This window comes from Mycobacterium stomatepiae, from assembly GCF_010731715.1.
GTDB classification, from domain to species: domain Bacteria; phylum Actinomycetota; class Actinomycetes; order Mycobacteriales; family Mycobacteriaceae; genus Mycobacterium; species Mycobacterium stomatepiae.
The window spans coordinates 3,423,739-3,441,792 of the sequence record NZ_AP022587.1 but is presented as its reverse complement, the minus strand read 5'-3'; the positions used below and the strand labels follow the sequence as shown (position 1 = coordinate 3,441,792).

The window sequence follows — 18,054 nt, the reverse complement described above, 5'->3', positions numbered from 1 at the left end:
GGGCACCGGTTGAAGTGTTTTCGCCACGGCGCACGCGGCGGCCCGCTGAACCGCACTACCACCGGCGCGAACGTTTCGTCGAGGACGCAGCGATGTCCCGCGAAATGTTCAGGCTTTGAGACACGTCACGGGCTATCGGTGACGCCGACCGCGCGGACGACGCAGTCCGCCGCCATGTCGAATGTCAGCGTGCGCACCGGCAGCCCGCTGATCACGTCCGCCGGAATCTCGGCCTTGTAGACCAGCGACAACTCGCCGCTGAATTTTTCGTCGACGCGCGCAACATCGACGCTGACCTCCAGACCCGCCGCCGAGATGTCGGCGGTGGCCGCACCGCTCGGCGGGGCATCCCAGGGCGCGTCGACGATCACGCCGGCCAGCTTCGGCAGCATCGACAGCGTCGCGAGCACCCGTTTTCCGGTGAGCACCAGCGAACCCGTGTAGTACGCGACGCTGTGCGGCAACCGCACACCGGGGATGACGCCGCTGAACCGCCTGGTCACCGCGACGAAGTCGGAGAGATAAAGCAGGCCTTCCGCTTCGACCTGGGCATGCAGGTCGTCGGGTAGCTTTCCGATGCCGAGCAATCTGCGGACGATGACCGCCATCAAGCCAGTATGACGCGCAACCGAGCGGGGTCCACCAATCCGCGCGGTGAGCCTGGTATCGCTAAGGGGTGACCCGACCACGGCCCACCGCGGCCGCCTGCGCCGCGCTGGCGGCCGTCGCGGTCTATGCGCTGATGTGGGTGGGCTACCGCCAGGATTGGGGCTGGCTGCATTGGCTGGATTGGTCGTTGCTGAACGCCTCGCACGACGCCGCGGTCAAGCATCCGGCGTGGGTGAGTTTCTGGGAAGTGGTGACCTACGTACTGGGGCCGGTCGGGCTGCGGCTGCTGGACACGGTGGCGGCGGTGGTCGCGCTGGTGCGGCGCAACGTGCGCGCGGCGTTGGTGTTGTTGGCCTGCGGGCCGCTGAACAGTTTGGTGACGCATGCGGCCAAGAGCCTGGCGGATCGTCCGCGTCCGTCGACCATGCTGGTGCCCATCGCGCAGACGTCGTTTCCTTCCGGGCATGCGCTCGAGACGACGGCATCCGTGCTCGCGCTGCTGGCTTTCGTTGTGCCGATGATGAGCGTGACGGCGGGTCGCATCGCGATGACGGTGAGCGCGCTGATCATGCTGGTGGTCGGGGCTTCCCGGGTCGCCCTGAACGTGCACTACCCGTCCGACGTCTTGGCGGGCTGGGCGTTCGGATACCTGTACGTCCTGGTATGCCTGGCGGTATTTCATCCTAAACCACTGCCGCGGTGGGCTTTTCGTTGATCACGACGCTGTGACCCAACCGGAGCTAAAGCTTGACTTGACCTCGAGGTTGGCGTCGTCTGACGATGGAATGTATGCGCCGACTGCTAGCTTCGCTGTGCGCCGTTTGGATTTCGCTGGTGCTTGCGCCGATGGCAAGTGCGGCCCCGGCGGGTACCCCGGGCGGCGTTCCGTGGTTCGCGAACTCCGTTGGCAATGCCACACAGGTGGTTTCGGTTGTCAGTACCGGCGGCTCCAACGCGACGATGGAGATCCTCCAGCGCACCGCCGCCGGTTGGCAGTCGCTGCGGTCCGGTATCCCAACGCACGTCGGGTCGGCGGGCATGGCGCCGCAGGCCAAGAGCGGCGTTCCGGCCACGCCGATGGGCATCTACAGCCTTGACGCCGCGTTCGGCACCGCGCCGAATCCCGGTACCGGACTGCCGTACACCCAGGTCGCCGGCCCCAACTACTGGTGGAGCGGCGACGACCACAGCCCCACGTTCAACTCGATGCAGGTGTGCCAGAAGGCGCAGTGCCAGTTCAACACGTCCGAGAGTGAGAACCTGCAGATCCCGCAGTACAAGCACGCGGTCGTGATGGGCGTCAACAAGAACAAGACCCCCGGTGGCGGCGCGGCGTTCTTCTTCCACACCACCGACGGCCAGCCCACCGAGGGTTGCGTGGCGGTCGACGATGCTCAGCTGGTGTCGATCATGAAATGGCTGCGTCCCGGCGCAGTCATCGCGATCACCAAATAGCGCTCAGTCTGCGGTGGCGATGGCGCGACCGGGCTTGACGTTAAAGTCCATGCCCTTCAACGACATTGTGGCGTCGTAGGTTCGGTCGTAACCGGTTCCGCTGATCTTCCAGCCAGCATCGGTGCGTCGATAGGTGTCGCGGTAGAAGGCCGCACCGATCAGCATGAAGTCCAAATCGGCGACGATGACCTTGTCCTGCAGATACCAACTGCCCGTGGCTGAGTCGCCGTCCACGATGATCTCGGGATGGGTCACCCGGTGCTCGGTGAGGACGTTCGCGGGCAGCGAGGTCCGCATGTACTCGACCAGGTCGGCGCGGTTGGTGAAGTGCAACTCGTTGCCGATCGGCGGCCCGTAGTCGGCCTTGATGTCCTCGGCCAGGGTGTCGGTGAAGTCGTCCCAGTGCTTGGTGTCCAGTGCGCGCAGATACCGGTATTTGACTTGCTTGATGGCTTCGATGTCGGCCAGATCGTCGAGGGTCATCCCGTCATTGCAGCACACGGGTGACCATGTCGATCAGGGCCCGTCGCTCCAGGCTCCAGTCGATGGTCGTCCCGGTGACCATCTGGACCAGCACCACACCCCGTAGCGCGGCCCAAATCACCTCGGCCACACCCGCATTCGCCGGGTCCGTGGTGATCAGCCGACCGAGCTGGGCGATCGCGGAGTTCATCTCGAGCAGGTAGCGCCGGGAGGAATCGCCCAGGCTGCCCCGGGTCGCCCGCAGGATCTCGAACGCGGCCAGCGATGTCGGACTGCTGTAGCAACTCCACGCGATGTCGATGACGACCTCGATGCGCTGTTGCGGCGGTAGCTCGCTGACATCGGCGGACGACAGGCTCTCGATCAGCCGGTCCACGCCGTCGTCGACGACCGCCATCAGCAGGCCGTTGCGATCACCGAAGTGGTATTGGATGACGCCCCACGTGACGCCGGCGCGTTCGGCCACATGCTTGGCGGTCGCGGCGGCGAAGCCTTCTTCCTGGATGCAGCGGACCGTCTCGTCGATGATCTTCGCCCGGGTGTCGTCGCCACGTTTGCGCGGCGCACTGGTGCGCCGGGTCGGACTGACCGAGCGTCCGGGGGTCTGGCCTGCAGCAATGGACATTGTTGACTTTATAACATAGTCGAATCTATTTTTGTGGCGTGAGCAGCCCCTCGCGATACGCGCAACTGTCCCGTGCCGAGCTCGTCGTTCTGCTTCCCGAACTGCTGCTGATCGGGCAGCTGATCGATCGATCCGGAATGGCTTGGTGCATCAGCTCGTTCGGCCGCGAGGAGATGGAGCAGATCGCCATCGAGGAGTGGGCGGGCGCCAGCCCGGTCTACACGCGGCGCATGCAGCAGGCCCTCAAGTACGAGGGCGTCGACGTGGTGACCATCTTCAAGGGCCTGCAGCTCGACATCGGCGCCCCACCGCAATTCATGGATTTCCGCTACACCGTCCACGACCGATGGAACGGCGAATTCCATCTCGACCACTGCGGCGCGCTGCTCGACGTCGAGCCGATGGGTGAGCAGTACGTGTTCGGGATGTGCCACACGATCGAGGACCCGACCTTCGATGCCACCGCGGTGGCGACCAATGCCCGGGCTCAGGTGCGCCCCATCCACCGTCCGCCGCGTACGCCGGCGGATCGGCATCCGCACTGCGCGTGGACCGTCAAAATCGACGAGTCCTACCCGGAGGTGCAAGGGATTCCCGCGCTGGACATCGTTCGCCAAACACGCGCCGCGACTTGGAAACTCGATCCCATCGATGCCTCCGACGAGGGGCAGGCCGACTACTCGGGTCCGTTGCTCTCCGATTTCGACTTTGCCGCCTTCTCGCATTCGGCGCTGGTCCGGATGGCCGACGAGGTCTGCCTGCAGATGCATCTGCTCTACCTGTCGTTCGCGATCGCGGTGCGGGCCCGCGCCGCCGACGAGGCCGAAGCCATCTCGGTGTGCACCAAGGGCCTGATCGGCATCGCCGGCGTGGCCGCCGAACGCATTCACAAGGCACTGAAGTTGCCGGGCGGGCCCGAGGGCGTGCTGCGCGTGCTGGAATTGCACCCGCTGCTCAACCCGGCCGGTTACGTCTCGGCCGACATCGAGGCCAACCGGCTGGCCGTGCATCGGTCGCCGGCCCATGACGACGGGTCGTGGATCGCGTTGTGCTCGCCCGACTCTGTGCAGCCTCTGCAGGCGATCGCGACCGCGGTGGATCCGCATATCGAGGTGTGTGTTAGCGGGACGGACACCGACTGGACCGCAGGGTTCACCGAAACCGACACCACCGCAGCCGAACTACCTGAGGTGGAAGTGGTCAAGTTCAGTGGCGGGGCAACGTTCGCGTTCGAGGCGCGGCGTTCGCTGCCACTGACCGTCGTGTGACGAAGCGACGTTTGTCAAGGGGTTTTTAGTACCGCTTCGGTGACACAATCGCATCGGGGCGGTACCAATGGCATTGCAAGCCATCGGCTTTCCGCGTGTCCGCGGCTATCGTTAACGCTGGCCACCGACCCCTATAGACGAAAGTATTCGCTCTATGTACGACCCACTTGGGTTGTCGATCGGAACCACCAACCTGGTCGCAGCGCGTGACGGAAACCCGCCGGTTTCACGTCGAGCAGTATTAACGCTGTACCCGCACTGCGCGCCCAAAGTTGGTCTACCCGAGGAGAACCCGGCACTCACCGAGCCCGGCATGTTGATGAGCGGGTTCGTCGACCGCGTCGGCGACTCGGTGGCGCTGGTGTCCGGCGATGGCTCGGCTCATGACCCCGACCTGTTGATGGTCGAAGCGCTGGACGCGATGGTGCTGGCGGTCGGCGCGGACGCGGGCTCCTCGGAGATCTCGATCGCCGTTCCGTCACACTGGAAACCCGGTACCGCCCAGGAATTGCGCAACGGACTGCGCACACATTTGGGCTTCGTGCGAAGCGGTATGGCACCGCGCCTGGTCTCGGACGCGATCGCGTCGGTGACCGCGGCGAACGCCGAACTATGTCTTGCCGCAACCGGTGTCGTCGGATTGCTCGACTTCGGCGGCTCGGGTACCTCGGCCACCCTGGTGGACCTCGCGGGCGATCTCAAGCCACTGAGCGCCACAATGCGTTACACCGACTTCTCCGGCGACGAGATCGACGCGGCATTATTGCTCTGCGTGTTCGAGGAGCTGGGACACGGCAGCGGTATCGACCCGGCCAGCACCGCCGCGGTCGGACAACTGGCCCGGCTCCGGGAGCAGTGCCGCGCCGCCAAAGAGCAGCTATCCACGGAACGGGCAACGGAATTCACGGCCGAGCTCGGTGGGCGCCGGGCCACCATGAAGTTCACCCGGGACGAGCTGGGTGACCTGATTCAGGATCGGCTCACCGGCCTCATGTACGCGTTCGACGACATGCTGTGCCGGCACCGCAAGAGCTGGAGCGACCTTTCCGCGGTGGTCACGGTCGGCGGTGGTGCCAGCATTCCACTTGTCAACGAACGCCTTTCGGTGCACAGCCGCCGCCCGGTGGTGTCGCCGGCGCAACCCGCATTCGCGGCCGCTGCCGGGGGGCTGCTGCTGGCCGCGCGCGGCGAAGAACGCGACCTGCGCACCCGCACGTCCATCGGCTTGCTCACCGCGTCGTCGAGCAACGACATCATCGAACTGCCTGCCGGCGACCTGTTGGTGATCGACGAGGAAGCGCTCACCGATCGCGAGTTAGCTTGGTCGCAAACGGAATACCCCGGCGATATCCGGGTGCCCTACACGCCCGAGGCGTTCGACGAGGAAAGCAACCCCGGTGGTTGGTCGATGCGCCTGAACGTGATCGAGCCCCCCCGGGAGCGCGCGTGGCGCCGGGTACGGTTGTCGCAGTTGATCGTCGGGATGTCCGCGCTGGTGGCCATGACCGCGGTCGGCGGTGTGGCGTACACATTGACCGGGATCGAAAACCGCCAGGCACCTCCGGTGCCGTCCGTCGCGCCCGTGCCGCTGCCACCGGTCAGCTCGCTGATACCTAGCCCTGTCCCGCCGCCACCGACGGCGGTACCACCGCCCCCGACCGTCGCGCCGGTGCCCTCGTCGGTGCCGCCTCCCCCGCCGCCACCGCCGGAACCTCCGCCGTCGCCCGAGCCGCCTCCACCTGTCGTGGTGACCACGCAACCGCCGCCGGTCCACACCACGCACCGTCCGCCGCCACCGCCGCAGACGACGACACCTCCACCGCCGCCCACGACGGCCATGACCACCCCGACCACCGAGCCTCCTCCTCCGCCGCCGCCCACGTCGACGACGCCGACCTCGACGTCGGTTCCGATGACCACGCAGTGGATCCACGTTCCGCTGCTGCCGGTGCCGATCCCGATCCAGGTGCCGGCCAGTCAGGTACCGGCGAACCCGGCACCGCAATACCCGGCTCAGCAATACCCCGGGCAGTATCCGGGCGGTGGTTACGGGGGTGGATATCCGCCGAGCGGTGGCGGGTACTCCCAGAACCCGTTCCTGGGCCCCGGCTATTAGCGGTGGCGTTCGGCTTGGAGCAAACTCCGTGGCGGATCACCGCGCGCGAGCGCACACTGGGCATTAACGCTACGAGCTGCTAGGAGGCCGCGCGAGCGCACACTGGGCATTAACGCTACGAGCTGCTAGGAGGCCGCGTGGGCGAGCACGGTGCATTCGGATTTGATCCCGAGGAGTTTGACCGGGTGATCAGGGAAGGCAGCGAGGGGCTGCGCGACGTGTTCGAGCGGATCGGCAGGTTTGCCGCCGCTCCGGGCGCGCGGACAGGGTTTTCGGCGTTCTTCGACGACCTGTCGCGACGGCCCCGTTCCGGGCCGGAAACCGCGGGTGAGGCCGGCGACGGCGTCTGGGCGATCTACACCGTAGATCCCGCGGGCGATGCTCGCGTGGAGCAGGTGTACGCCAGCGAGCTCGACGCGCTGCGGGCCAACAAGAACAACGTCGATCCAAAGCGCAAGGTGCGCTTCCTGCCGTACGGCATCGCGGTCAGCGTCCTCGACGACGATACGGAAGAGTAAACGTAGGTTGCCGATTCCGGGGCGTTCCCACTAGCAGGGATTCCGCCTTGGGTTTTAGACGTGATGCCAGCACCGCCGGTGTGCCAGGTGTGCGGCACGGAGCCGCGTGAGGGTGCCCGCTTCTGCGATGCCTGCGGCGCCGCACTGGCGCCGGCGGTCGCGACCGCCGAATACAAGCAGGTGACCGTTCTTTTCGCGGACGTGGTGCGGTCGATGGACATCGCCGCGGCGTTGGGCCCCGAACGCCTGCGCGAGGTGATGACCGAGCTCGTCGATCAGTCCGCAGCCGTGGTCCAGCGTTACGGCGGCACCGTCGACAAGTTCACCGGCGACGGCATCATGGCGCTATTTGGAGCGCCAATCACGCTGGAAGACCATGCTTTTCGCGCCTGCCTTGCGGCACTGGAGATCCAGGAGGGGGTCCGCAAGCTGGCGGTCGAGGTGGGCCGCCGCGACGGGATCGACCTGCGGCTGCGGGTCGGGCTGAATTCCGGTCAGGTGATCACCGGCGATCTCGGCGCGACCCATCTCGGTTACACCGCGGTCGGCGAACAAGTGGGCATGGCCCAGCGGATGGAAACGTTGGCACCGCCCGGCGGTGTGATGCTCAGCGAATCGACGGCACGGCTCGTCGAGGACCGCGTCGTGCTGGGTGAGCCCGAGACCGTGCACATCAAGGGCTTCGCCACCACGGTACCGGCGCGTCGCCTGCTGAGCGTCGATGCTGGACGTCGCAAGCCCCGTCAGCAGTCCCGGCTGGTTGGACGCCAGAGCGAGAAGGACGCCGTCGCGGAGTTGCTGGACCGGGCCGCGGGCGGCGAGGGAACCGTGATCACGGTGACCGGTCGCCCGGGCGTGGGCAAGACCAGGCTGATGCGTGAGACGCTGGCGACAGCACGCAGCGGTGGTGTCGAAGTGTTCGTCACCTATTGCGAATCCCATACCCGCGAGGTCCCGTTCCACGTGATCTCGCGGCTGTTGCGCGCGGTCTTCGGTCTCGGCGGCCTCACCCTAGAGGTGGCGCGGGCGCGGGTGCGCGCCGAAATCCCCGAGGCGAGCGCCGAGGATCTGGTACTGCTCGACGACCTGCTCGGTATCCGCGACCCGGATGTGCCCTGCCCGGACATCACCCCGGACGCGCGGCGCCGCCGGTTGGTAGACCTGATCAACACCGTTTCGCTGGCTCGGCCCGGGGCCGCCCTCTACGTCGTCGACGATGCGCAGTGGATCGACAGCGTGAGCGAATCGCTGCTCGCCGAATTCGCGGAGGCGGTGCCCGGCATGCGTGCGGCCCTGATCGTCGTCTACCGGCCCGAATACTCTGGGCCCCTGTCCCGGATCCCGGGTGCTCATCCGTTTTCACTTGCGCCACTGCGCGATTCGCACATCAAAGAATTGATCAACGAGCTGTTGGGGACCGACCCTTCGGTGGCGGGCTTGTCGACGGTGATCGCCGATCACGCGGCCGGCCTGCCGTTCGCCGCCGAGGAGATCGTGCGCGATCTCGCCGAGCGGGGCGAACTCGAGGGCGCGCCGGGCTCCTACGTGTGTGTGCGCGAAGTGCGCGAAATTCAAGTTCCGGCGAGCCTGCAGGGCATCATCGGGGCACGCATCGACCGACTGAGCGCGACCGCGAAGCGCACCCTGAACGCCGCGGCCGTCATCGGTGCACAGTTCGACACCGAGCTGCTGAAGTGTCTGCTGGGTGCCGTCGACTTGGCGCCGCTGGTCCAGGCGGCACTCGTCGAACAGGTCGGCTTCACACCGCACGAGACATACGCGTTCTGCCATCCGCTTATTCAGGCGGTGGCCTACGAATCCCAGTTGATTTCCGGCAGAGCCGAATTGCATCGGCGAGTGGCGGCGGTGTTGCAGCGCAACTACGGCGAGTTCACTGGTCAAGAAGCCTCGATCGTCGCCACGCAGTACGGAGCGGCCGGGGATTTGCGCGAGGCCTACGAGTGGTACATGCAGGCCGGGACTTGGTATGGCGGGCGGGATATCCGCGCCGCCCGGGCCAGTTGGCAACAGGCGCAGCGATTCGCCGACCGGCTCCCCGACGATCACCCCGACCGGCTGGCCATTCGTATCGCATCGCGAGCACTGTTGTGCGGCAGTGTATTTCAGGTGGGCGGTACGCCGGACGACACCGGATTTGACGAATTGCGCGCCCTCACCACGCAGGCCGGCGACAAGCGGTCGTTGGCCGTCGGCATGGCGGGCCACCTCACCACGCTGACGTTCAACTCCCAGCACCGCGAGGCGGCCGCGATGGCCACGGAGTTCGCCACGCTCGTCGAGTCGATCGGCGATCCGGCCATGACGGCCGGGCTGTTCTATGCCGCCGCCCAGGCCAAGTGGGAGGTCGGCGAGGCGACAGAATGCCTGCAGCTGGCCCAGCGGATCATCGACGTCGCGCAGGGTGATCCCACCATGGGCAACTTCGTGATCGGCTCCCCGCTGGCCTGGGCGATCACGTTAAAGGGCGCGGCCGGAATGTTTTTGGGCCGGCCGGGTTGGCGGCAGGATCTCGAAGAGGGCATCGCGATGGCCCGGTCGTTCGATCCGACCACTCACCCGTTCGCGCAGCTGTACAAATATGCGGCCGCGGTGCAGAACGGCGCGGTGCTGCCCACCGCCGAAGACGTGAGGCAGACGACCGAGTCGCTGAACATCGCCCGACGCTCCGGCGACAACGCCGCTTTGGCGTACGCGCTGGTGAATCGGGCGACCGCGCTGATCCACTCCGAGGGCGAAAACATAGGGGAGGGCTTCGAATATCTGGCGAAGGCTCGCGAGATGCTCGTCGACGAGAAGCTGATCGTGGCGATTCGGCGCATGACCGACGCCGAAATCGCTCGCGGGCGTGCCCGCTCCGGCGATCTCGACGGCGCGATCGACCTGGTTTCCCGGATTCTCAACGCCCAGTTCGAGGCCGGGACAATGATGTTCCGGGCACCCGCGACTGCCGCGCTCGTCGAGACGCTGCTAGCGCGGGGCGGCCCCGGCGATGTCGACGCCGCGCAGCACGCGATCGACAGACTCGCGGACGTGCCGGTCGAGCCCGGATTCGTGCTGCACGAAATTCCGGTGTTACGGCTGCGGGCCCTGCTTGCCCGAGTCCACGACGACGAGTCCGGCTATCGGCAGCTCCTGCAACGCTTTCGGGCCAGAGCCCACGATGTCGGATTCGAGGGCTATGTGGCTCAGGCCGACGCGATGGCCGCGGACTGACGCCTCAGCCCTGCGCGACCACATTGTCGACCCCGGAGTTGGAGATCTTCGGCGAGCCCGAGTGAAACGTCACCTGGTTGTTCATGCCCGACGCGTCGATCGCGTCGGAGGAATCGACGGTGACCGAGTTCTTCATGCCGGAGACCGTCAGGCTGGCACAGTGGCCGGTGATCACGATCGTGTTGTTGATCCCGCTGACGGTGACCACGTTGTCGTTGCACACGATCGTCTTGTTCTCGTCGATGCCGGACACGTCGAGCGGCGCGGCCTGCGGCGGCAGCGGCAACGTCGAGGGACCCGAGGTCGTGGGCGGCGCGCTGGTCGACGACCTCGGGCTGCGCGTGGTTGTCCGGGGCGATGTCGTCACCCGCGACGACGTGCTGGGCGTGGTCGAGATCTCCGAGTTGATGATCGACCGGACACCGGAAATCTGGTGTGCGGCAAAGGCTGCGATGCCGCCCGCGAGTGCCAGCACACCGATCACGATGACGGTGCCCACGATCCACCACAGTCGGTTGCCCGAGGATGTCGGCGACGGCCCGCCGTAGGGGCCGCCGTAGTTGTACATGGGCGGCGGCGGTGGCACCGAGCCGGACAGCGGAGGTGGCACCGGACCGGGTGGCGGCGGCGGGTACGCGTGGCCACCCTGCGGGGTGCCACCCAATTCGGAAGCGCGCGCGGTCTCGGCCAGCGGGCGCTCGAGGTCCCGGATCCGTTTTTCCGGGTCGTCCTGCGATTCCATGGACAGATGCTCCCACCAGACGGCGTCCAATGGGTAGTTTCAGCAGCGTGCCCGACATGCCGAATCGCCAGATCCTGTTGCGACGCCGCCCGACCGGGCTGGTTTCGCGCGATGACACCGAGCTGATCACCCGGCCGGCACCCGAACCCGGCGACGGTGAAGCACTGGTCCGAACGACCTACGTCGGGCTCGACGCGGCGGTCCGGACCTGGCTGAACGACCAGCCGAGCTACCTGCCGCCGGTGCAGCTCGGCGAGGTGATCCGGGCGGCCGGCATCGGCGAGGTCGTCGCATCGCGATGCGACGCCTATGCCGTCGGCGACGTGATCACCACGCTGACCGGATTCCAGGAATACGTGATCATCCGCGACGACGTGTTCAGCACGCCCATCCCGGGCGAAGACGACCAGTTGGCGATCATGTCGGTGTACGGCCCTACCGGTGCCACCGCCTACTTCGGCATGACCGACATCGGTAAGCCCAAGGCCGGTGAGACGGTGGTGGTCTCGGCGGCCGCGGGCGCCACCGGGTCGATCGCGGGGCAAATCGCCAAGATCGCCGGAGCCCGGGTGGTGGGCATTGCGGGCGGGCCGGAGAAATGCCGGGCAGTGGTCGAGGACTTCGGATTCGACGCATGCATCGACTACAAGAACGACGATGTGCCCGCCGCGCTCAAGCAGCATTGCCCCAAGCGCGTCGACGTCTACTTCGACAATGTCGGGGGGCCGATCCTCAACGCGGTGCTCGGCCGGCTCGCCAACAACGCACGCGTCGTGCTCTGCGGCGTCATCTCCAGCTACCTGACCGGTGAGCATCCGGGTCCGGCCAACTACGTGAACCTGCTGTCGAAGACCGCCCTGATGCAGGGATTCAACGCACTCGACCAATGGGGCCGTTTCGACGAAGCCTTTGCCGCACTGCGCGAGTGGGAGGCCGAAGGCCGGCTCAAGCACCGCCAGACCATCTTTGACGGCATCGAGTCGTGCGTGGAGGCCCTCAACGGGTTGTTCACCGGCGCCAACATCGGCAAGACGTTGGTCAAGCTGAGCGAGCCTTCGGGCTGAGGTTGGCGTTGGCTGTGCATCCAGCGCTTTGAGTGCGCGCCCACGGCGCTCTCGCCCGGCTTGAGTTCAAGGGGTGGTTGCAACACTTCGTAGTTAGGGGTGTTGATGACGGGTCAGCCTCAGTTGTTGGTGGTGCAGCGGCGGTATTGGGATTTGATCGCTGCGGGATGGTCCTCGGAGGATGCCGGGGTGGCGGTCGGCGTGTCGGCGACGTGCGGTAGCAAGTGGTTTCGCAGGTTTGGTGGTGTGAATCCACGATGGTCAAAGCCTCAAGGACAGCGACGGCCGCGGCTGTCGGCGGATGAGCGTGAACAGATCATGATCGGCACCGCGCACGGTGAGTCGATCCGTTCGATGGCGCGCCGGTTGGGCCGGGCGCCGTCGACGATCATGCGCGAGATTGCCCACAACGGTGTCATGCGAGGGCATGTGGGCCGTTATCGCGCCCGGTATCGGTTCGGGCCCGCCGGGCCGGTTGGGACGCGAAGTCGGGCTACTCGGCGCGCATCGCTCAGCGGCGCAGCGAGCAACGGGCGCGTCGACCCAAGACCGGCAAGTTGGGCCGCTGTGAGCAATTGCGGGCCGAGGTGCAAGCGTTGTTGGTCAACAAGTACAGCCCCGAACAGATCGCCGGGGTATTGACCGCGACCTATCCTGACCGCCCGGAGATGCAGGTGTCCCACGAAACCATCTACCAGGCGCTTTACGTGCAAGGGCGCGGAGAACTGCGCCGGGAACTGAGGACATGCCTGCGCACCGGGCGCGCGTTGCGTAAACCGCGCCGACGGGCCTGCGCCGGTGACGGCCGCGGCCGTATCCAAGGCATGGTCAACATCAGTGAGCGGCCCGCCGAAGCTAACGACCGCGCCGTGCCAGGCCATTGGGAAGGAGACCTGATCATCGGCAAGGACCAGGCCTCTCAAATCGGCACGCTGGTTGAACGTTCCACCGGATATGTCCGACTGCTGCACCTACCCCATACCCGTAGCGCCGAGGCCGTCGCCGAGGCCATGATCGCCGCGGTCAAAGACCTGCCCGCCACCTTGCGCCGCACCGTGACCTGGGACCAAGGCCACGAAATGGCCCACCACGCCCGCATCAGCATCGACACCGGCATCGAGGTTTACTTCTGCGATCCCCACTCACCCTGGCAGCGCGGTAGCAATGAGAACACCAACGGCCTACTACGGCAATACTTTCCAAAGGGCACCGACCTTTCGGTGCACGACGCCGAACACCTCGCCTACGTCGCCGACGAACTCAACGGACGACCCCGAAAACGCTTCAACTGGGACAACCCCACCAACCGCCTCAACAAGCTACTGTCCACCCCGACAGACACAACTGTTGCAACCAAACCTTGAATCCACCCGGCGTGTCGCCGCCATACGCGCACACGCAACGCCGTTGGCGCACACTCGTCCGCGCCCTACTCCTCGCCGAGAACGCGGTGCAGCGTCTTCTTGGCCTCGCGCAGCGCCTCGAGAACCTTGGTCCGTGACTCGGCGAGCTGTTGCTTCTGCTCGTCGGTGCCCGTCCAGGTGATCGTGCGCGCCAGCCCGGCGATCTCGAACAGCTCCCTGCGGATCTTGAACACGTCGCCGAACTGACCCGCGCGGGCCAGGAAGGCGTGCGCGGTCTCGCTGCTGACGCCACGCCACTTCAACAGGTTGTTGCCGAGCTCGGTCAGCGTGGCCACGCCGTTGTCGACCGTCACCACGCCACGGCCCGCGAGCAGACCGATGGCCAATTCCGCGATCTCCTGCGGAGGAGTGATCGCGCCGTCGGTCGCGTCCGACACCCGCTGGATCACCTGCGCGGCGTCGGCCGGCCCGTCGAGCAACAGCGCCGCCGTGACAAAGGCCGCGCGCTTGAGCGGAGGGCGACCGCCGGGGTCGAAGCCCCCACCGAAGCCACCGGGACCGCCGTGACCCCAGCCGTGCTTACCCCAGCCGCCTCCGAAACCGCCGGGGCCGCCGCCCCCGAAACCGGGGCCACCGAAACCGGGACCACCGAAACCGCCGGGGCCGCCGAAGAATCCGTCACCAGACATCCTTGTCGTTCCTTTCGTTATGGACCATCAAGCTCCTTGATACCACCGACTCCGGCAATGTCAACAAAGTTGATGGTTGCGTCCGATGAACGTTGTGGCGCATGCCAGCATGTGAACATGAGTGCTTCCCATGACGAGCCTTTGGGTTTCCTGTTGTACCGAGTGATGGCGTCGTTGCGGCCCCAGGTCGCCGCGGAGCTGAAGCCGCTGGGACTCGGCCTGCCCGAATTCGTGTGCCTGCGGATCTTGGCCAACCACCCCGGACTCACGAGTGCGGAGTTGGCTCGCGGCACCAACGTGTCCGCGCAGGCGGCCAACCAGGTGCTGCATGCCCTCGAAAACCGCGGCGCCTGCAGTCGTGCCGCGTCGGCACCGTCGGGTCGTGCGCTGCCGGCCCGGCTGACCCCGCGCGGCAAAGCTCTACTGAAGCGCGCCGAGGCCGCGGTGGTGGCCGAACAGCGAATTCTGACCCGGCTCGCCGCCGAGCAGCAAAGTCAGCTCAAAGAACTGCTCTATGCTGCGGGCACCCCTTGAACCGAAAGCGCTCTGCGAATGCCAGGTATGGATCGTCGCCGGATGATGATGCTGGCCGGATTCGGTGCCCTGGCCGCGACGGTCCCCGCCGCCAAGGCCGGAGCCGCGCCGGCGCGGGCGGGGTCTTACCTGTTTCACGACGAGTTCGATGGTCCGGCCGGTTCGGCGCCCGATTCGTCGAAATGGGTTGTGGCGAGCCAACGTACACCGATCCACAACCCGACCGGATTCGACCGGCCCCAGTTTTGGGGGCAGTACCGCGACAGCCGGCAGAACGTGTTCGTCGACGGCAAATCCAACCTCGTGCTGCGCGCCACCCGGGACGGCGGCAACTACTTCGGCGGCCTGGTCAGCGGCACCTGGCGGGGTGGCATCGGGACCACCTGGGAAGCGCGCGTCAAACTCAACTGCCTGACTGGCGGCTGCTGGCCCGCCTGGTGGTTGTCCAATGACGATCCCGGTCGCAGTGGCGAAGTCGACCTGATGGAGTGGTACGGCAACGGGGAGTGGCCCTCGGGTACCACCGTGCACGCGAACCCGGACGGCACGGCATTCGAGACCCACCCGATCGCGGTCGATGGCGGGTGGCACACCTGGCGCGTGACTTGGAATCCGGATGGCATGTACTTCTGGGAGGACTTCGCCGAGGGCGCCGAACCCTACTTCACCGTTCCGGCGACCGGCATCCAGGATGTCCACGATCCGATCCGGATGTGGCCGTTCAACGACGTCGGCTACACGCTGTTTCCGATGCTCAACCTCGCGGTCGGTGGTTCGGGCGGCGGCGACCCCGCGTCGGGCGCCTATCCGGCAGAGATGCTGGTCGACTGGGTGCGCGTCTTCTGAGCCCCGGGTGCGGGATGCACGCCGTCGGCGCGCATGGTTGTATAACACCGTTTGCGGGAGTTGGCCGAGGGGGATCGTGCCGAGTCGGAACTCCGGCCATTAGCGATGGGTGGTACGTGCATATGGATCGTCGCAGCATGTTGTTGACGACTGGGCTCGGCATGCTGGCAGCGGCGGCGTCAATGCCGCTCCCGGAAGCGGCGGCGCGTCCGTCGGCGCCGCAGGCACCGCCGGCGGCCGGCCCCGGTGGGCCGTACATCTTTGCCGACGAGTTCGACGGGCCTGCGGGATCTCCTCCCGATCCGGGCAAGTGGACGATCCAGACCTGGCAGGACGACGTCTTCCCACCCGTCGAGGGGATCTACCGCGACGACCGCCAAAACGTGTTCCAGGATGGGCACTCCAACCTCGTCCTGTGCGCCACCCACGATTTTTTTAGCAACACCTATTACAGCGGCAAGCTGCGCGGCAATTTCCGCAGCATGATCAACCAGACTTGGGAAGCGAAGATCAAGCTCGACTGCCTGACCCCCGGCCTGTGGCCGTCCTTCTGGGGAGTCAACGAGGACCCGCTGCCGGACGGCGAGGTCGACATTTTCGAGTGGTACGGCAATGGCCAATGGGCTCCGGGTACCACGGTGCACGCGGCGTCCAACGGCAAGACCTGGGAAGGCAAATCGATTCCCGGATTGGTCGACGGCAACTGGCACACCTGGCGGATGCATTGGGGCGAGGAGGGATTCGAATTCTCGCGCGACGGCGCCGAGTACTTCAAGGTTCCCAACAAACCCATTCACGTCGCCGGCGGTGCTCCCGACGATTTCCGCTGGCCGTTCAACATTCCCGGCTACTGGATGACGCCGATGTTCACGCTGGCGGTCGGCGGCGTGGGCGCGGGCGATCCTGCCGCGGGTGTCTTCCCGGCCTCCATGCTGGTCGACTACATCCGTATCTGGTAGCTATCGCTGCGCTTTGATCACCTGGACGAGGTTGAACTGCCAGCGTTCGACCAGCCGGAACCCCAGGTCGTGCGGGACCGCGAAGGCCGGTGTCGCGCCGTAGCGGGGCCCGGGCGGAATCGCCGAACCCTGCTCGTGGGCGGGCATCGACTCGTCGGCCTGGGTGATGATCCACACGACCCCACAATGGCCCAGCGGTTGAGCGACGACCTCAGGAATCAGGTTGGTGTCGAAGACATCCCGACGCTCAGTTGCCCGTTGCCAGAGGGTGAGATCGATCAGCTTCCGGTAGGCATCGGGGCGCGCCGCCATCAGGGGTCGCATCGGTGCGGGCATAAACGTCACGGTGTCGTTAATCAGCAGGCAATCACCCGGCGCCGCCTGGGCGGTGATCAGATCCGCCACCTGGCTGTAGTCCATTCCGTACTTGGCATACGGGTCATGTTGCACCCATAGGTAATTCGGTGCGGCGGCGACGGCAAATGCGACGACGATCACCGGTGCCACCCATGGCTTGGCCGCCAGCGCGCCGATGCAGACGCCCAGGATCAGTGCGATCGCGGGCGCGGTGAAGCACAGATAGCGTGGTGTGTAGATCGGGTGCAGCCACGCCGACCAGGCCACGATCAGGGCGGTCGGTATCAGCAGCCAGGCTGCCGCCAGGGTCAGCAATTGCCGATCTGCCGCAACGAGTTTCACCGATGTCCAGCGCCACACGGCAATGGCCGCCGCGATCACCAGCGCGGAGAGCACCGCGAAAGGTGGGCTCCGCTCGAAGTACTGCTGAACCGTCACGTCCTCGATCGTTCGGTGCCCGATCGGCGCGACCCAACTGATCTGATGCACCTGACCCGCGGCCACGAACAGGAACGGCGCGACGGCACAACTCGCTAGAGCCGACGTCACGACAAAGCCCGTCAGCACCGTTCGCCCCCGCAGGAAGGCGCAGACAAACGCGAAGTGCACCAGCAACAGCAACACGAGGTAGACATCGAGCACGATCGAAACCGCTTGAGCAACACCGTAAGCCGCCCAAACCCAGGCCTTGTTGCGACGCGTCGCGTAGACGAACAGGACGGTCAGCCATACGGCGGCCATCATTGACATGGCATAGGGACGAGCTTCGATGCCCGCCCACGTCGAACGCGGCAACACCGCACAGATGGCCCCGGCGGCCAGCGCCACGGCGCGGGAGGAGAACTGGTTGCCCAGCAACACGATTCCGGCGGCGGCGGCCCCGACCGCCAGACCGCTGGGCGCGCGGGACCAGAACTCGGTCGGCGCGACGAGCTGGAACCAGCCGTGCATCAGCAGGTAGTACAGGCCATGGACGGCGTCGACGTTGCTGAGCATCTGCCACAGCTGGCTCAGGGATCGACTGTAGGCGGCCGAAATGGTCGCGGCCTCGTCGTACCAGAAGGAGGGGCGGCCGGCGCCGGCCAGACTTACCACGGTGGCCAGTACTCCGACGATCAGCGGGTCCAGCACGCGACGCCCTGACACACCGTTATGGTGCCAGAAGCAAACCCGGACTCTCCCCGGGCGCTC

At 66.3% G+C, this 18,054-nt stretch carries 16 protein-coding genes and 1 pseudogene; 11 read left to right on the top strand and 6 right to left on the bottom strand.

Annotated elements, in window-relative coordinates; translation table 11 throughout:
• Nucleotides 1-125: 125 nt before the first annotated feature.
• Nucleotides 126-608: a hypothetical protein gene (locus tag G6N54_RS16210; protein WP_163791009.1), complete on the bottom strand. Its 483-nt coding sequence runs from the start codon at nucleotides 606-608 to the stop codon at nucleotides 126-128.
• A gap of 68 nt (nucleotides 609-676) precedes the next feature.
• On the opposite strand from G6N54_RS16210, the gene G6N54_RS16205 reads away from it, so the two are divergent.
• Nucleotides 677-1,324: a phosphatase PAP2 family protein gene (locus G6N54_RS16205; RefSeq protein WP_372513176.1), complete on the top strand. Its 648-nt coding sequence runs from the start codon at nucleotides 677-679 to the stop codon at nucleotides 1,322-1,324.
• 74 nt (nucleotides 1,325-1,398) lie between these two features.
• Nucleotides 1,399-2,064: a L,D-transpeptidase family protein gene (locus G6N54_RS16200; RefSeq protein ID WP_163791008.1), complete on the top strand. Its 666-nt coding sequence runs from the start codon at nucleotides 1,399-1,401 to the stop codon at nucleotides 2,062-2,064.
• A 3-nt stretch (nucleotides 2,065-2,067) separates the two neighbouring features.
• Here the strand turns inward: G6N54_RS16200 and G6N54_RS16195 are convergent, their stop codons facing one another.
• Together G6N54_RS16195 and G6N54_RS16190 are read right to left on the bottom strand one after the other, a co-directional pair.
• Nucleotides 2,068-2,547 carry a nuclear transport factor 2 family protein gene (locus G6N54_RS16195; RefSeq protein WP_179969076.1) on the bottom strand — a complete coding sequence of 160 codons (480 nt, stop codon included), beginning with the start codon at nucleotides 2,545-2,547 and terminating at the stop codon, nucleotides 2,068-2,070.
• A 4-nt stretch (nucleotides 2,548-2,551) separates the two neighbouring features.
• Nucleotides 2,552-3,172: a TetR/AcrR family transcriptional regulator gene (locus tag G6N54_RS16190; RefSeq protein ID WP_163791006.1), complete on the bottom strand. Its 621-nt coding sequence runs from the start codon at nucleotides 3,170-3,172 to the stop codon at nucleotides 2,552-2,554.
• A gap of 38 nt (nucleotides 3,173-3,210) precedes the next feature.
• Between G6N54_RS16190 and G6N54_RS16185 the strand changes: the two genes are divergently transcribed.
• The 4 genes from G6N54_RS16185 (at nucleotide 3,211) to G6N54_RS16170 (ending at nucleotide 10,308) form a co-directional block, all read left to right on the top strand.
• Complete coding sequence (locus tag G6N54_RS16185; protein WP_163791005.1) at nucleotides 3,211-4,440, top strand: hypothetical protein; 1,230 nt, start codon at nucleotides 3,211-3,213, stop codon at nucleotides 4,438-4,440.
• A gap of 154 nt (nucleotides 4,441-4,594) precedes the next feature.
• A complete protein-coding gene (locus G6N54_RS16180; protein ID WP_163791004.1) occupies nucleotides 4,595-6,556 on the top strand; it encodes an Hsp70 family protein in 1,962 nt (653 codons plus the stop codon).
• A gap of 137 nt (nucleotides 6,557-6,693) precedes the next feature.
• Nucleotides 6,694-7,074 carry a hypothetical protein gene (locus G6N54_RS16175; protein ID WP_163791003.1) on the top strand — a complete coding sequence of 127 codons (381 nt, stop codon included), beginning with the start codon at nucleotides 6,694-6,696 and terminating at the stop codon, nucleotides 7,072-7,074.
• Nucleotides 7,075-7,137: 63 nt separating this feature from the next.
• A complete protein-coding gene (locus G6N54_RS16170) occupies nucleotides 7,138-10,308 on the top strand; it encodes an ATP-binding protein (RefSeq protein WP_163791002.1) in 3,171 nt (1,056 codons plus the stop codon).
• A 4-nt stretch (nucleotides 10,309-10,312) separates the two neighbouring features.
• Here G6N54_RS16170 and G6N54_RS16165 read toward each other — a convergent pair whose 3' ends face one another.
• The gene (locus G6N54_RS16165; RefSeq protein ID WP_163791001.1) at nucleotides 10,313-11,050 is read right to left on the bottom strand and encodes a DUF3060 domain-containing protein; all 738 of its coding nucleotides are present in this window, start codon (nucleotides 11,048-11,050) and stop codon (nucleotides 10,313-10,315) included.
• A gap of 47 nt (nucleotides 11,051-11,097) precedes the next feature.
• On the opposite strand from G6N54_RS16165, the gene G6N54_RS16160 reads away from it, so the two are divergent.
• Both G6N54_RS16160 and G6N54_RS16155 read left to right on the top strand, forming a co-directional pair.
• Nucleotides 11,098-12,114 carry an NADP-dependent oxidoreductase gene (locus G6N54_RS16160; protein WP_163791000.1) on the top strand — a complete coding sequence of 339 codons (1,017 nt, stop codon included), beginning with the start codon at nucleotides 11,098-11,100 and terminating at the stop codon, nucleotides 12,112-12,114.
• A gap of 105 nt (nucleotides 12,115-12,219) precedes the next feature.
• Nucleotides 12,220-13,478: pseudogene (locus tag G6N54_RS16155) on the top strand (IS30 family transposase).
• 65 nt (nucleotides 13,479-13,543) lie between these two features.
• On the opposite strand, the gene G6N54_RS16150 reads toward G6N54_RS16155, so the two are convergent.
• Complete coding sequence (locus G6N54_RS16150; RefSeq protein ID WP_163790999.1) at nucleotides 13,544-14,167, bottom strand: hypothetical protein; 624 nt, start codon at nucleotides 14,165-14,167, stop codon at nucleotides 13,544-13,546.
• A gap of 117 nt (nucleotides 14,168-14,284) precedes the next feature.
• Between G6N54_RS16150 and G6N54_RS16145 the strand changes: the two genes are divergently transcribed.
• The 3 genes from G6N54_RS16145 to G6N54_RS16135 all read left to right on the top strand — a co-directional run bounded on the left by G6N54_RS16145 (nucleotide 14,285) and on the right by G6N54_RS16135 (nucleotide 16,506).
• Nucleotides 14,285-14,701 carry a MarR family winged helix-turn-helix transcriptional regulator gene (locus G6N54_RS16145; RefSeq protein WP_163790998.1) on the top strand — a complete coding sequence of 139 codons (417 nt, stop codon included), beginning with the start codon at nucleotides 14,285-14,287 and terminating at the stop codon, nucleotides 14,699-14,701.
• A 12-nt stretch (nucleotides 14,702-14,713) separates the two neighbouring features.
• The gene (locus tag G6N54_RS16140) at nucleotides 14,714-15,547 is read left to right on the top strand and encodes a glycoside hydrolase family 16 protein (RefSeq protein ID WP_163794768.1); all 834 of its coding nucleotides are present in this window, start codon (nucleotides 14,714-14,716) and stop codon (nucleotides 15,545-15,547) included.
• A 122-nt stretch (nucleotides 15,548-15,669) separates the two neighbouring features.
• The gene (locus tag G6N54_RS16135) at nucleotides 15,670-16,506 is read left to right on the top strand and encodes a glycoside hydrolase family 16 protein (RefSeq protein ID WP_163790997.1); all 837 of its coding nucleotides are present in this window, start codon (nucleotides 15,670-15,672) and stop codon (nucleotides 16,504-16,506) included.
• Here the strand turns inward: G6N54_RS16135 and G6N54_RS16130 are convergent, their stop codons facing one another.
• Nucleotides 16,507-18,009, bottom strand: a complete 1,503-nt coding sequence (locus tag G6N54_RS16130; protein WP_232072850.1) for a glycosyltransferase family 39 protein — start codon at nucleotides 18,007-18,009, stop codon at nucleotides 16,507-16,509.
• Between the last annotated feature and the right edge of the window lie 45 nt (nucleotides 18,010-18,054).